This is a genomic window from Polyangium jinanense (assembly GCF_028435265.1).
GTDB classification, from domain to species: domain Bacteria; phylum Myxococcota_A; class Polyangia; order Polyangiales; family Polyangiaceae; genus Polyangium; species Polyangium jinanense.
Genome location: NZ_JAGTJK010000004.1, coordinates 302,733 through 316,898 on the forward strand (window position 1 = coordinate 302,733; position 14,166 = coordinate 316,898).

At 69.8% G+C, this 14,166-nt stretch carries 11 protein-coding genes; all 11 read left to right on the plus strand.

The annotated features are described in order from the left end of the window. Nucleotides 1-21 precede the first annotated feature (21 nt). Complete coding sequence (locus KEG38_RS12145; protein WP_272419535.1) at nucleotides 22-1,761, plus strand: carbon starvation CstA family protein; 1,740 nt, start codon at nucleotides 22-24, stop codon at nucleotides 1,759-1,761. Between the two features lie 236 nt (nucleotides 1,762-1,997). Beyond that, entirely contained in the window at nucleotides 1,998-3,623 is a 1,626-nt protein-coding gene (locus KEG38_RS12150; RefSeq protein ID WP_272419536.1) for an AgmX/PglI C-terminal domain-containing protein, read from the plus strand. A gap of 418 nt (nucleotides 3,624-4,041) precedes the next feature. Beyond that, nucleotides 4,042-5,298 carry an AgmX/PglI C-terminal domain-containing protein gene (locus tag KEG38_RS12155; protein WP_272419537.1) on the plus strand — a complete coding sequence of 419 codons (1,257 nt, stop codon included), beginning with the start codon at nucleotides 4,042-4,044 and terminating at the stop codon, nucleotides 5,296-5,298. Nucleotides 5,299-5,331: 33 nt separating this feature from the next. Further along, complete coding sequence (locus KEG38_RS12160; RefSeq protein ID WP_272419538.1) at nucleotides 5,332-6,333, plus strand: asparaginase; 1,002 nt, start codon at nucleotides 5,332-5,334, stop codon at nucleotides 6,331-6,333. Continuing rightward, a complete protein-coding gene (locus KEG38_RS12165; RefSeq protein ID WP_272419539.1) occupies nucleotides 6,330-7,283 on the plus strand; it encodes a DMT family transporter in 954 nt (317 codons plus the stop codon). The genes KEG38_RS12160 and KEG38_RS12165 overlap by 4 nt, the downstream gene beginning before the upstream one ends. Before the next feature lie 75 nt (nucleotides 7,284-7,358). Beyond that, the gene (locus KEG38_RS12170; RefSeq protein WP_272419541.1) at nucleotides 7,359-9,890 is read left to right on the plus strand and encodes a glycosyltransferase; all 2,532 of its coding nucleotides are present in this window, start codon (nucleotides 7,359-7,361) and stop codon (nucleotides 9,888-9,890) included. Nucleotides 9,891-10,003: 113 nt separating this feature from the next. Beyond that, complete coding sequence (locus tag KEG38_RS12175) at nucleotides 10,004-10,660, plus strand: ClpXP protease specificity-enhancing factor SspB (protein WP_272419542.1); 657 nt, start codon at nucleotides 10,004-10,006, stop codon at nucleotides 10,658-10,660. Between the two features lie 58 nt (nucleotides 10,661-10,718). Further along, the gene (locus tag KEG38_RS12180) at nucleotides 10,719-11,951 is read left to right on the plus strand and encodes a branched-chain amino acid ABC transporter permease (protein WP_272419543.1); all 1,233 of its coding nucleotides are present in this window, start codon (nucleotides 10,719-10,721) and stop codon (nucleotides 11,949-11,951) included. Then, a complete protein-coding gene (locus KEG38_RS12185; protein WP_272419544.1) occupies nucleotides 11,948-12,760 on the plus strand; it encodes an ABC transporter ATP-binding protein in 813 nt (270 codons plus the stop codon). Before KEG38_RS12180 ends, KEG38_RS12185 begins: the two co-directional genes overlap by 4 nt. Then, nucleotides 12,757-13,515: an ABC transporter ATP-binding protein gene (locus KEG38_RS12190; protein ID WP_272419546.1), complete on the plus strand. Its 759-nt coding sequence runs from the start codon at nucleotides 12,757-12,759 to the stop codon at nucleotides 13,513-13,515. Before KEG38_RS12185 ends, KEG38_RS12190 begins: the two co-directional genes overlap by 4 nt. Nucleotides 13,516-13,669: 154 nt before the next feature. Then, nucleotides 13,670-14,035 carry a response regulator gene (locus KEG38_RS12195; RefSeq protein ID WP_272419547.1) on the plus strand — a complete coding sequence of 122 codons (366 nt, stop codon included), beginning with the start codon at nucleotides 13,670-13,672 and terminating at the stop codon, nucleotides 14,033-14,035. The last annotated feature ends 131 nt before the right edge of the window (nucleotides 14,036-14,166 follow it).

Consider the following 14,166-nt stretch of genomic DNA (forward strand, 5'->3'; position numbering starts at 1 on the left):
GCGTGGCCTTATACTCGCCGCGTGCTGCCCCTGCTCGCGCTCGGCGTCATCGTCGTCCTCACCGTCGGCTACTTCTCCTACGGTCGCCTCATCGCGAGGAACTACGCGCTCGACGACAGCGCCGAGACGCCCGCGGTGCGCCGCGCGGACGGCGAGGACTTCGTGCCGACGAAGCCCTTCTACCTGCTCGGCCAGCACTTCAGCGCCATCGCCGCGGCCGGCCCCATCGCCGGCCCGATCCTCGCGGCGCAGATGTTCGGCTGGGTCCCGTGTGTCCTCTGGATCGGCTTCGGCGTGATCTTCATCGGCGCCGTGCACGACTTTTCCGCGCTCGTGGCGAGCGTGCGTCACGAGGGCGAGAGCGTGGCCGAGATCGTCCGGCGGCAGCTCGGCCGTCGCGCGTGGCTGCTCATCCTCACGTTCATCTGGCTCGCGCTCATCTACGTGATCGTGGCCTTCGCCGACATCACGGCGAGCACGTTCGTCGGCAAGACCGAGGAGTTCGAGGGCGGCAAATACAGCTTCAACCCGGGCGGCGCCGTCGCGGCGGCGAGCACGATGTACCTCGGCCTCTCGGTCCTGATGGGCCTCATCGACCGGCGCCTGAAGCCCCCGCTCTGGCTCACCACCATCCTCTTCGTGCCCGCGACGCTCGTCGTCGTCTGGCTCGGCACCAAGATCTCCACCTCGTTCGTGCTCCCCTTCGAGAACCCGCAGCGCGCGTGGGGCCTCGGCATCCTCGTCTACTGCTTCGTCGCCTCGCTCCTGCCCGTGTGGCTGCTCCTGCAGCCGCGTGGCTACCTCGGCGGATTCGTCCTCTACCTCGCGCTCGCCGTCGGCACGATTGGCCTCTTCTTCGGCGGCCTGCGTTATCCGGGCGAGTTCGACATCCGCATGCCGGCCTTCAAGACCTTCGACGCCGGCGGCCCCTTCGGCGCGCTCTTCCCGTTCCTCTTCGTGACCATCGCGTGTGGCGCCTGCTCGGGCTTCCATGGCCTCGTCTGCTCGGGCACGACCTCGAAGCAGATCGCCAAGGAGTCGCACACGCACCCCGTCGGCTACGGCGCGATGCTGCTCGAAGCCTTCGTCGCCATCATCGCGCTGACGACGGTCATCACGCTTGCGCCTGAAGGAAAGCTCCCCGGCCCCGGCAAGATCTACGGCGACGGCGTCGGCCGCTTCATGACCGTCATCCTCGGCAAGGAGCACTTCCTCTTCGCCGCCACGTTCGGCGCGATGGCCTTCTCCACCTTCGTCTTCGACACGCTCGACGTCTCCACGCGCCTCGGCCGTTACGTCCTCGAGGAGCTCTTCGGTTGGAGCAAGAAGCGCAAGGCGGGCGCGATCGCCACGGCGCTGACCTTGCTCCCGCCCGCGTACTTCGTCGCCACCGCGCGCCCGCCCGCGCCCGGCGTGCGGCCCGCCTACCTCGATTTCTGGACGCTCTTCGGCACGAGCAACCAGCTCCTCGCCGCGCTCACGCTGCTCGCCGTCACCGTGTGGCTCCACCGCGAGAAGCGCCGCGTTTGGTACACGGCCGTGCCCATGGTCTTCGTCATGACCGTGACCCTCTGGGCGCTCATCGCCCAGATTCGCCACGCCTTCGGCGCCATCCGCGAGGGCGGCTTCTCCCTGAACACGGCGACGATGAACGGCGTCGTCGGCGTCCTGCTCGTTGGCCTCGCGATCGCGCTCCTCGTCGAGTCGTCCCGGGCGCTCCTCGGCCGGACGCCCGCGCCGGCCGAGACGCGAGCCAGCTGAGCCCCGGCGCTGCCAATTCCCCTGCAATCCCCGCTGTTTCGGGTCCATGTCGCTTTTCTGGAACCCGCCCCGGATCTCGCTGTCGTTAGGTACGTGGACGCGATGCTGAACGACGGATGAGACGCGCGGCCGCCCTGGAGAGGGCGCCCGACGAGTCGCCCGCGTATCCGCGCTTCACGGAAACACGGCAAGAGCGATCCCCGCCGATGCGCGGAGGAAATCAGGAGAGGTTTGTCATGGATCATCGCAACGAGAAGAAGCCGGCACTCGACTCGAACAACCCGTTCGTCGCCAAGGCGCCCGTGGATCTTTTCGGCGCGACCCAGGCGCGCCCCTTCGATCCCCGCGCTCTCTTCGCCGACAAGGCGAGCGAGCCCGAGATTGTGGCTGCCGACGCGCCCGAGGGTTCGTACACGTACGCGCTCCTCAAGAGCGGCCCCGAGGTCCCGGCCGAGGAGTGCGAGCGCGCGGACGAGGCGATCGAGATCATGATCCTCTGGGGCGACTCGGTTCTGCACGTCGCGCACCTCTCGCCGGTTCGTCCGTTCCACGTCGGCGAGGAGAACGCGGACTTCGTGATCCCTGCGGCCACGCTCGGCGCCTCGCGGCTCCCGGTCGTGCTCGTGGGCGCGGATGGCAAGGCGCGTGTCGTGGTGCCCGCGACGGCGAAGGCCTCGCTCGAGACCGAGGGCCGCCGTGCTTCGGTCGACGCGACGAACGCGATGCCGTGTGCGGCGCTCGCGGGCAGCGTCGAGGTCGCGCTCTCGCTCGGCGCGCGGGTGAAGGTGGAGATCAGCGGCCTTGTGATTCAGGTCGCGAGCGTGAAGGCGGGCCGGAAGGTCAAGGGCGGCGCCGTGGCGATGCAGGGCAAGGGTCTGTCCTGGCACGGCGTGTCCCTCGCGGTGCACGCAGGGTTGCTCGCGGCGGCCGCGTTCTTCCTTCCGCCCCTCGGCGTGACGGACGAGGACGCGATCTCGGAGGAGGACAGGTACTTCATTCAGCACGCGCTCGACGTGAGCGCGGAGCGCGAGGAGGAGAAGAAGGAGACGCCCGAGCTCGCCGAGAACACCGAGAAGTCCCCCGGCGGCAGCTCCGGCGCGCGTGCGCAGGACAGCGAGGGCAAGATGGGCAGCACGACGAGCCGGAAGAGCGACGGTCGGTTCGCGCTTGCCGGGGACAAGAACAACACGGACCCGCAGATCGCGCGGCAGGCCGCGATCGACGAGGCGCGCACCTTCGGCATGATCGGGATGCTCAACGTGATGAACGGCGGCGACCCGAACGCCATCACGGCGAAGTGGGGCGGCGAGACCTCGTTCGGCAGCGACGAGCGCAGCGCGCTCGGCAACATGTGGGGTTCGTCGATCGACGACGCGGCGGGCTCGGGTGGCCTCGGTCTGACGGGTCACGAGGAGGGTGGTGGTGGCAAGGGTGAGGGCATCGGGCTCGATCGCATCAACACGATCGGCGTGAACCTCGGCGGGCCTGGCGGCTTCAACCGCCAGCTCAAGCCGAAGGACCACAAGACGAGCGCGCCCATCATGCGTCCGCAGGGCGTCTCGTCGAGTGGCCGTCTCCCGGCCGAGATCATCCAGCGGACCGTGCGGCAGAACTTCGGTCGCTTCCGGTTCTGCTACGAGCAGGGCCTGCGGACGAACCCGAACCTCCAGGGCCGTGTGGCCGTGCGGTTCGTGATCGGTCGCGACGGCAGCGTCTCGCAGGTGTCGAACGGCGGGTCGGATCTGCCCGACCAGAACGCGGTCTCCTGCGTGGTCCGCTCGTTCTACGGGATGAGCTTCCCGGCCCCGGAGGACGGCATCGTCACCGTGACGTACCCGATCATGTTCCAGCCCGGCAGCTGATCCCGAACCAGCTGCGGTGAACGAAGCGCCGGGGCCACCTCCCACATGTGGAAGGTGGCCTCGGCGGTCTCGTTTTGTGGGTCTCACGTGCGTGCGTCGCCTTCGCCGAGCGCCCGGGGCGCGTGCCACGTGTGTCACTCGTCTTCGCCGCGCGTCTGGGGCGAGGACCACGTGTGTCACTCGCCTTCGCCGAGCTGCCGGGGCGAGTGCCACGTGTGTCACTCGTCCGCGCCGACCTCCTCGGAGGATCTCCACATGTGGCAGGTGGGCTCGGGGGGTCTCCTTCGTCGGGTGCCACGTGTGTGCATCCTCGTGCGAGGACGGGAGCGCCGTCTTGCACGTGTGTGATCCGCTTCCCGCGATGCCGGGCCTCATGTAGCCTCATCGAGGGTCCGGCTGGAACGATCGGGAGGGTGACGTGGTCGGTGTGTCCGTGGCCTCCGATCCGCCGGTTCTGGATGCAAGGGTGAGCGCGGCCGCGGCGCGCGCCGTGGACGTCGTCGTGCGGTGGGGGAGCGACTGCGTGCTTCGAGCCGTGGAGCTCTCGCCGCCGCGTCCGTTCTTCGTCGGGGAAGAAGAAGGCTGCGACGTCGTGTTGCCCGCAGAGATCGCGGGCGGCTCGCGCGTGCCCGTGCTGCTCGCGCGCTGGGACGGCGACGTGCGCGCCGTCGTGCCGAAGGGCGCGCGTGTCGTGTTCGATGGCGAGGGCAAAGCGATGACCCCGGCGCGCGCCATCGCGCGTGGCCTTGCGGAGAGCTCGCGCGCGTATCGCGATGCGGCGGAGATTCCGCTCGGGTCTGGCAGGACGATCGCCGTGCGCATGGGGCCGATCACGATCGAGATCACCGGCAGCGTCGGTGCTCCCCGCGTGTCGAGGCAGCCCGTGCTGGAGCGTCGCACCGGGCTTTCGCACCTCGCGTCGGTGCTGCTCCATCTGCTCGTCTTCGCGGCCCTTGCCTCGCGGTTCCAGCCCATCGAGGACGACGACTTCGACGGCGTCACGGACGATCAGAAGTTCTTCATCCAGCAGATGCTCCGCCGCAGCGACGAGCGGGAGATGGAGGGGCTTTACGCCGACGAGATCGCGGGCCTCGAGTACCGGGCGCGGCGGCGGCAACGCAAGAACCGCGCGGAGATGGATCTCGAAGCGGCGTGGATGCGCTCGCTCCAGGAGGCTGGCGAGCGCTGGAGCGCGGAAGAGTCCGCACGCGCGCGCACCGGTGAGCCCGAGGACGCCCGCGAGACCGGCTTGATCGGCCTGCTGTACGATCGCCCTCCGCGGCCGGCCCCGACCACGGCTTCGATCGTTCCTTACCCAGAACACCCCGAGCCCAAAGGACGTGGTGCAACGCAGTCGCGCCCGGGCGCCATGTCTCTGAGCGGTCGACTACCTCCCGAGGTGGTGCGGCGGATCATCCGGCAAAACTTCGGGCGCTTCCGCCTCTGTTACGAGAACGGTCTGCGGAACAACCCGAACCTGCAGGGGCGCGTCTCCGTGCGGTTCGTGATCGGCGCCGACGGCGCGGTGTCGAACGTCGGCAACGGCGGCTCCGACATGCCCGACGGCGGCGTCGTGTCATGCATCGTGCGCTCCTTCGAACGCCTGAGCTTTCCGAGGCCCGAGGGCGGCATCGTGACGGTGGTCTACCCCATCATGTTCTCGCCGGGCGGATGAGCCAAACGCCGAACCTTTGCTAGTCTCGCGCCCGTGCGTCTTTTGCTGATCCACACGGGGGGGACGCTCATGATGCGCGGCGGCGATCCGACGCCGCTCGAACCCGACGTGTACACCCGCGACCTCGTCGCGGAGCTGCCCGTCCTTCGCAAGCTCGCCGAGATCGAGACGAAGATCCTCTACAACCTCGACTCGGCCGACTTCCAGCCTCACCACTGGGTCGAGCTCGCCAAGACCGTCCACGGCTCGCTCGATCGATACGACGGCTTCGTCATCGTGCACGGCACGGACACGATGGCCTACACCGCGAGCGCACTCGCGTTCCTGCTCCCCGGACTCGATCGTCCGGTGATCCTCACGGGCGCGCAGAAGCCGCTCGCGGACGTGCGCACCGACGCGCGGACGAACCTCGTCGACGCGTGTCATCTGGCGACGACGCGTATCCCCGAGGTGGGCATCGCGTTCCACTCGGAGCTCCTCCGCGGCTGTCGCGCGACGAAGCTCGACGCGTGGGGGATGAAGGCCTTCGGTTCGCCCGCGTGCCCGCCGCTCGCGGAGCTCGGCCTCGGCGTGAACCACGCGCCGCACGTGCTCGCGCCGCGACCCTGGGCGCCGTTCGATGGCCGGCTCGAACCCCACGTGCTCGCGGTGCGCACGTTCCCGGGGCTCGATCCGCGGCTGCTCCACGGAGCGCTCGCGGTGGGCGTGAAGGGCATGGTGATCGAGGCGTTCGGCGCGGGGAACGTGCCGCGCCTCGAGAACTCGCTCGTGCCCGTGATCGAGGCGGCGCGCGCGGCGGACGTACCCGTGGTGATCGTCAGCCAGTCGATGCGCGGGGCCGTGGATCTGACGCGGTATCACGGCGGCGTCGCGGCCGCGCGGGCAGGGGCGATCGGCGCCGGGGACATGACGACGGAGGCCGCGTTGACGAAGCTCATGATCGTGCTCGGTCGCGCGGAGGGCGTGAGCGAGGGCCGCACGTCGGCGGTGCGCGCGGCGTTCACCGCGTCGTGGGCCGGCGAGATCAGCCTGTGAGCGGCGCGCGTTCGAGGCTCGAGGGGCGTGGCCGCGCGGCGCTGTTCGTGACGCTCGCGAGTTTGTCCTTCGCCGTGAGCGCGCCGATGGCCGTGGTGGCGAAGCCCGCGCACCCGCTGTTCCTCGCGTTCGGCCGCGTCCTGCTCGCCTCGCTCCTGCTCTTCGCGTTCGATCCTGCGGGCGTCGTGCGTCACGCGCTCGCGCTGCCGCCCGCGGTGCGCCTTCGGATCCTCGCGTGCGGGGCGCTGCTCGGCGCGCACTTCGCGCTCTTTCAGGTCGGCCTCTTCGCGACCTCGCTGCCCGCGGCCGTCTCGCTCGTCTCGCTCGAACCACTCAGCGTGGTCATCTTCGCGTTCCTCGTGCACGGCGTGCGCCCGACGCGCCGCGAGCAGGCGGGCGTGCTCCTCGCGACCGCGGGGGCCGTGGTGATCGGGCGAGCGGCGGGAACAGGAGAGCACAAGCTCGCGGGGGATCTGTTCGTGCTCGGCGCGGTCTCGCTGTACGGGCTCTACGTGGCGGCCGCGCGCGCGATCAAGGACGCGCTCCCAGCGCGGCATGCGGGCTCGTTGATCTACGGCGTCGCCGCGATCGTGATCTTCGTGGTCCTGCCGCCGCTCGGCGCGCTCGACGGCGTGACGAGTTTGCCCGCGAGGTCGTTCGTCGCACTCGCGGCGATCGCCGTCGTCCCCACGATCATCGGACACACCTCGGTGCAGGCCGCGGCGCGCACGCTCCCGCCTGCGATCGTGGCGCTCGTGTCGCCGGGCGAGACGCTCGGCGGGCTCGTGATCGGCGCGCTGTTCCTCGGCGCCAAACCCACGGGGATGGAGCTACTCGGCGCGGCCATCATCCTCGCCGGCGTGCTCGTCGCGATCGTCGGACCTGAGCCCAGGACGGACGGGCAAGAGGACGCGAAAGCCCCGGACGCACGCGGGTCGACCCGGGCGTGATCGAGGCTGATTTCCCGCTGGATCGAGCACATCCGCGCGCTTGACACGGGCCTCTCGGAGAGGACGCTCGCTGCGATGTACGCGAGCCTGTTCCAGTCCGTGCTTTTCCCGCTGTACGAGACCCACCTCCGCAAACGCGACACCTTGCGCGCGCTCGCCGAGCTCGAACAGTCGCAGTGGCGCACGCCCGAAGAGGTCGCCGAAGACTCGTTCCGACGGCTCCTCGAAGCGCTCCGCCACGCCGAGACGAACGTGCCGTTCTACCGCCGTCGCTTCGCGGAGTACGGCGTGCGCGCAAGCCAGGTGAAGGCGCCCGAGGACCTCGCGGCCTTCCCGATCCTCACGAAGGAAGACGTGCGCCAGCACGGAAGCGAGCTCGTCGCCGAGACACACGTGGGCCGGCTCCACCCGAGCTCGACCGGTGGCTCGACCGGAGAGCCGATGCGCTTCGCCTACGATCATCCGACGTACGAGCGTCGCGTCGCGGCCGCGCTACGCGCCGACGGCTGGGCCGGCGCGGAGATGGGCGAGAAGGAGCTCCACGTCTGGGGTCGTCCACCCGGCGAGAAGAAGGGGCTTGGTACGACGAAACGCACGGTGCAGGAGACGCTCTGGCGGCGCAAATACATCTCCACGTTCCACCTGCGCGCCGATCGGCTCGGCGAGACGGTCCGCGAGATCGTCGACTACGCGCCGCGCGTGGTGGTCGGTTACACGACGCCGCTCTTTCTCCTCGCGCGCGCCGCGCTCGAGCACGGCATCGAGATCCCGCCGCCCCGAGGCATCATCACGGCCGCAGAAAAACTCTTCGATCATCAGCGCGAGGTGATCGAGCGCGCGTTCGGGGCGCCGGTCTTCGAACGGTACGGCTGCCGCGAGGTGATGCTGATCGGCGCCGAGTGCGAGCGGCACGAGGGCCTGCACCTGCACGCCGAGGGCGTGTTCGTCGAGCTCTATGGCGGAGGTCGCCCCGCCCCGGTGGGCACGCCCGGCGAGGTGATCCTCACCGACCTCTACAACCGCGCGATGCCGTTCATCCGCTACCGCAACGACGACGTCGCCGTCGCCAAGGTCGGCAGTTGCGCGTGTGGTCGAGGGCTGCCGCGGCTCGCCTCGGTCGAGGGCCGCGTGCTCGATCTGCTCGTCGGCGAGGACAGCCGCATCGTGGCCGGCGAGATGATCCCGTTCCTGTTCAAGGACCTGCCGGTCGAGCGCTACCAGGTCCACCAGCGCGCCGATCGCACCGTGACGCTGCGCATCGTGCCCGGCCCGACCTACGGGCCCGAGGTGACGAAGCTCGTCGACGAGCGTCTGCGGCTCGTGCTCGGCCAAAGCGCGCCGCTCACGGTGGAGATCGTGCGCGACATCCCGCTCACCGCCGCGGGCAAACATCGGGTCACGGTCTCCGAGGTGCCTGTCGATCTCGGCAGCGTGTCGATCAAGAAGTCGCAGGACAAGCCCGCGCCCCGCGCCGCCACGCCGAGGCCCCGCACGCGCGTCGCGCACGTGGTGCTCGGTCTTCGAGCAGGCGGGCTCGAGCGCGTGGTGCTCGATCTCGTGCAAGGCATGGACCGCTCGCGCTTCGATTCCATGGTGATCGCGCTCGACGAGCCGGGCGAGCTCGCGTCGCGCCTCGCGCCGATCGACGTGCCGCTGCGGCTGCTCCCGCGCGGGCAGGGGCTCGATCCGTCCGTGATCGGCGAGCTCGCGGATCTGTTCGGTCGTGAAGGAATCGACCTCGTGCACACGCACAACCCTCGTCCGCACGTGCACGGCGCGCTCGCGGCCCTCGCCGCGCGGCGCGTGACGGGCAAGCGGCCGCGCGTGGTGCACACGAAGCACGGGCGCAACTACCCGGGCGACCTCGGGCGCGTGCTCGCGAACCGCATGGCCTCGGCCCTCTCGGACCGGATCGTGGCCGTGAGCGACGACGCGCGGCGGGTGGCCCTCGAGATCGAGCGCGGCAGCGCGCGGCGGCTCGTGACGATCCGCAACGGCGTGGACACGCGCGCCTACAAGCCCGGCGACGTCGAGCGCGCGAGGCAAGCGCTCGACGTGCCCACGGGCGTGCTCCACGTGGGCTGCGTGGCGCGCCTCTCGGCCGAGAAGGACCACGCCACGCTGATCCAGGCGTTTGCACGCGTGCGCACGAGTCACCCCGGAGCACGGCTCACGCTCGTCGGCGAGGGGCCCGAGCGTGCTTCCCTCGAAGCGCTGGTCAAGAAGTTCGGCCTGCAAGGCGCAGCGCATTTCCTCGGCCATCGCGACGACGTGGCCGCGCTCCTGCCCGGCTTCGACCTCTTCGCGCTCGCGTCGCGCACCGAGGGCACGAGCCTCACGCTCCTCGAAGCCGCAGCCGCGGGCCTGCCGATCGTGGCCACGCGGGTCGGCGGAAATCCCGAGATCGTGACGGACGGCGAGACCGGTCTCCTCGTCCCCGCCGGTGAGCCCGTCGCGCTCTCCGACGCGATCGGGAGCCTGTGGGCGCGGCGCGATCGCGCGCGCATGGGCCAAGCCGGCCGCGCGCTCGTGGAGGCGCGCTACGGCATGGGGAAGATGATCTCCGCCTACGAGACCCTGTACGCCGAGGTCCTGCGCCTCGCCTGAGGCGTTTTGCCCTTGCCAAGCCCGCGCGCCGGCCTCCGAGCGGGCGCGCGCGGCTTGCGGCTCGCGCATTCCGGGCTTGGCGAGATGCGCGCTTACAGGGTATCGGAGAGGGGATGTCCGACGGTCACCAGAAGCTCCCGCCCAAGAAGGAGGTCGCGCTCGCCCTGCTCGAGGGGCCGAGCATGTACGTGCACCTCGACCCGCGACGTTCGGGCGTGCTGGTGCCGAAGCGCTTCCTCGACAAGCCGCAGCTCGTTCTGCAGATCGGGATGAACATGATCATCCCGATCCCCGATCTGAAGGTCGACGACGAGGGCGTCACCTGCACGCTCTCGTTCGATCGGGCCCCCTTCTGGTGCCGCATGCCCTGGAACGCGATCTACGCGCTCGTCGGCGAAGACGGCCGGGGGATGATGTGGCCGACCGACATCCCGCCCGAGGTGGTGGCGCAGATGCAGGCCCCGCAGCAGGCGAAAGACGCGCAGAAGGCCGCGCAGAAGAAGCCGCGCAAGCTCGCCGCGGTCTCGGATACGGAGCCTTCGCCCGAGCGCAAGCCGCTCGCCGAGGATCCCGCCCCGGCGCAGACCACGTCCGACGAGGAAGCTGCCGCAAAGGAAGATTCGTCGGGCGAAACGGCGGCGGCGAGCAACGCCGAAGAGCCGAAGACCGTGGAAGCAACGGAGTCTCCGCGTCCGCAGGCGGCGCCCGCGCCCGGTCCGGGTCGCAAGCCGCGCCGCGAGCTGCCGCCCTACCTGCGGGTGGTGAAGTAAGAAGCCGCGTCGCTCCTGCTTGACCGTGGGAGCTGACCGCGCGAGTTTTCACCCGCCCATGTCCCCCTCGACGGTGGCAGACGGTGCTCGGACGAGCCGAGCCGCGTCGCCCAACCCCCTCCTGCGCCGCATCCTGGTCACGCTGGCCCTTCTCGGCGCCGTCGTGGGGCTCGAGTTCGCGTTCGACACGCTCGTGCCCGACGCGGCTCTGCAACAGCTCGTGCTGTTCGCCCTGGTCAACGTCGTCGTGGCCCTCTCGCTGAACGTCATCAACGGGATGGCGGGTCAGTTCTCCATCGGCCACGCGGGCTTCGTCGGAATCGGCGCGTACACGGCCGCGATCGTCGCGGGGCACATCCACAAGGCGCTCGGCGTCGACGACATCCTCTTCTCGAACTCGTTCCTCGTCATGCCCGCAGCGATCCTCGCGGCGGGCGGCGTGGCCGCGATCTTCGGGTTCGTCGTAGGGCTTCCGAGCCTCCGCCTCCGCGGCGATTACCTCGCGATCGTCACGCTCGGCTTCGCGGAGATCTTCCGGCTCGTCATCGCCACGGCGCAGACGGGCGGCGACGTCGAGGGGCCGATCGCGCAGTTCCTCGCCTACCTCGGCGGGCAGAACGGCTACGCGGGGCCCGATCGCAACGGCGTGCCTCAGTACGCCGGCCCGTTCTGGATCTTCGGCGCGGCCGTGGTCGCGGTGATCATCGCGTGGCGGCTCAAGTTCTCGGGCTGGGGGCGCGCGCTCCGGGCGCTGCGCGAGGACGAGATCGCGACGGCGAGCGTGGGCGTCGATCCGACGCGGTACAAGGTGACGTCGTTCGTCATCGCCGCGACGGGGGCCGGCATCGCGGGCGCGATGCTCGCGTCGATGCGCAACGGCAACCCCACCGTGCAGCCCGATCAGTTCACCTTCGCCTACTCGTTCGACGCGATCACGATGGTGATCCTCGGCGGCTCGGGCAGCGTGTCGGGCGCGATCGTGGGCGGCGTGTTCGTCACGTTCACCGTGAAGATGATCGAGCAGCTCCAGCGCTTCGAGTCGGTGCAGGCGCTCCAGGCGGCCTACCCCTCGCTCGACCTCAACGCGCTGCGCATGGTCGTCTACGCCTCCGTGCTGATCGGCCTCATGATCCTGCGCCCCGAGGGCATCTTCGGCGAGCGCGAGCTCCTCCGGCGCAAGCCTCGAAAGCGCACGAGCCACGCTCCGCCCGAGCCCTTGCCTGCGCGCACCGAGGTGGAGGCGAATCCCAAGAGCGAGACGGGTCCCCTCACGGGAAAGGCGGACAAGTGAGCGCGCTCGAGCTCCAGGGCGTGACCAAGACCTTCGGCGGCCTGCGCGCCGTCGGGGGCGTGACCTTCAAGGTGCCCGAGCGCTCGATCTTTGGCCTCATCGGTCCGAACGGCGCAGGCAAGACGACGGTCTTCAACCTCGTGACCGGCGTCTACAAGCCGGACTCCGGTTCGATCCGCTTCGCCGGCGAGGAGCTCTCGCTGCTCAAGCCCGCGCAGATCGCGCGCCGCGGTGTCGCCCGCACCTTCCAGAACATCCGCCTCTTCGGCCAGCTCACCGTCCTCGAGAACGTGCTCGTCGCCTGCGAGAACCGCCGGCGCTCGGGCCTCTTTTCGGCGCTGCTCCGTTCGCCCTCGTTCTTCCGGGACGAGGCCGAGATGCAGCGCCGCGCGATCGAGCTGCTCGCGATCTTCGACCTCGACAAGCTCGCCGACGAAACCTCGACCTCGCTCTCCTACGGCAACCAGCGGCGGCTCGAGATCGCCCGCGCGATGATGCTCGAGCCGAAGATCCTGCTGCTCGACGAGCCGGCCGCGGGCATGAACTACGGCGAGGCCGAGGGCCTGAAGAAGCAGATCCACTGGCTGCGTGATCGCTTCGACCTGACGGTCATCCTCGTCGAGCACAACATGCAGGTCGTCATGGGCGTGTGCGAGGAGATCCACGTGCTCGACCACGGCGAGACCATCGCCCACGGCACGCCCGAGGAGATCCGCAAGAACCCCAAGGTCCTCGCTGCGTACCTCGGCGAAGAGACCCCGGACGAGGCCACGTCCGCCGCCGCGAAGCAGGAGGAGGCCGCGACGTGAAGACCGCGCACCCGACGCGAAAGGCCCCGACGGCCGAGACGGGCAAGCCGCTGCTCGTCGTGGAGAACCTCGCCGTCTCGTATGGCGGCATCAAGGCGCTGAAGGGCGTGAGCCTGGAGGTGCGCCGCGGCGAGATCGTCGCGATGATCGGCGCGAACGGCGCGGGCAAGACGACGACGCTGAAGACGATCGTGCGCCTCTTGCCGATCGCGGCGGGCAAGCTCGTCTACGACGGCAGGGACCTCGCGGCTGTCGCGGCCGAGGAGATCGTCGGCCTCGGCATCTCGCTCGTCCCCGAGGGGCGCGCGATCTTCCCGAACCTCACGGTGCGCGAGAACCTGGAGATCGGCGCCTGGAACCACAAGAACCGGGGAGCGATGGACGAGACGCTCGAGGACGTGGTGCGTCTCTTCCCGCGCCTCGGCGAGCGCATGAAGCAGGAGGGCGGCACGCTCTCGGGGGGTGAGCAGCAGATGCTCGCGATTGGCCGCGCGCTGATGGCCAGGCCTTCCATGCTCCTGCTCGACGAGCCCTCGCTCGGCATCGCGCCGCGGCTCGTCGCGGACATCTTCGAGGCGATCGCCCGCGTGGCGCAGGCCGGCACGACCATCCTGCTCGTCGAGCAGAACACGCGCCTGGCGCTGAAATACAGCATGCGGGCGTACGTGCTCCGCACCGGCGAGATCGCGATGACCGGCGATTCGAAGGAGCTCGCGGCGAACGAAGAGGTCCGCGCGGCGTATCTCGGCGGCTAGCGCTCCCGATCGCGCCCTCGCTGCGAAATGACGCGGCACGTGATGTGCAATCGCGATCGCACCGCGCTGCCCCGTGCGCCGCGCCGAACCCACTTCCCGCGGGTTCACCGGTTCTTGGGCCCGCGGGCGCGTCTTTTGCTAAGGGCGAACCATCATGGATAACGCATCGATACGCGTCCTGGTCATCGACGAGAACCCCACGAGCGCCGGTGATCTCGCGTCGTTCCTCTCCGCGCATCATTACGACGTGTCGACCTGCTCTGCCCTGGACGGGGCCCGGAGCGCGGTCTCGTCGCGCAGGCCGCACGTGCTCGTGCTCGCGACGAAGGATCATCCGCACGCCGAGGTCGAGGAGGTGCGCAAGGTGTATCCCCGTCTGCCGCTCGTGCTCCTGACGGAGGAGGCGGGCCAGGAGCTCCTGCTCGACGTCGAGGCGTTCGCCCCCGCCGTCCCTGCCTGCCCCGCGCGCGGCTTGGGCCACATCGAGTCGGCCGTCGAAGCTGCAGCGCACTTTTCCTGACCCACATCACTTCGATCCTCGGAAGGGTCCTCGTGTTCGTCGTGGCTCGACGGACACGTAGGTGTGTCCGCGCGCCGCGCTTGCGCAGCGCAGCGGGAAAGGCGACGATTCGGCCCCCTGGTCGAAGGACC

What these genes read in the sequence shown, in the direction of transcription:
- KEG38_RS12150 (WP_272419536.1), top strand. Translation starts at nt 1,998, where the DNA reads ATGGATCATCGCAACGAGAAGAAGCCGGCACTCGACTCGAACAACCCG.
- KEG38_RS12170 (WP_272419541.1), top strand. Translation starts at nt 7,359, where the DNA reads ATGTACGCGAGCCTGTTCCAGTCCGTGCTTTTCCCGCTGTACGAGACC.
- KEG38_RS12175 (WP_272419542.1), top strand. Translation starts at nt 10,004, where the DNA reads ATGTCCGACGGTCACCAGAAGCTCCCGCCCAAGAAGGAGGTCGCGCTC.
- KEG38_RS12180 (WP_272419543.1), top strand. Translation starts at nt 10,719, where the DNA reads ATGTCCCCCTCGACGGTGGCAGACGGTGCTCGGACGAGCCGAGCCGCG.
- KEG38_RS12195 (WP_272419547.1), top strand. Translation starts at nt 13,670, where the DNA reads ATGGATAACGCATCGATACGCGTCCTGGTCATCGACGAGAACCCCACG.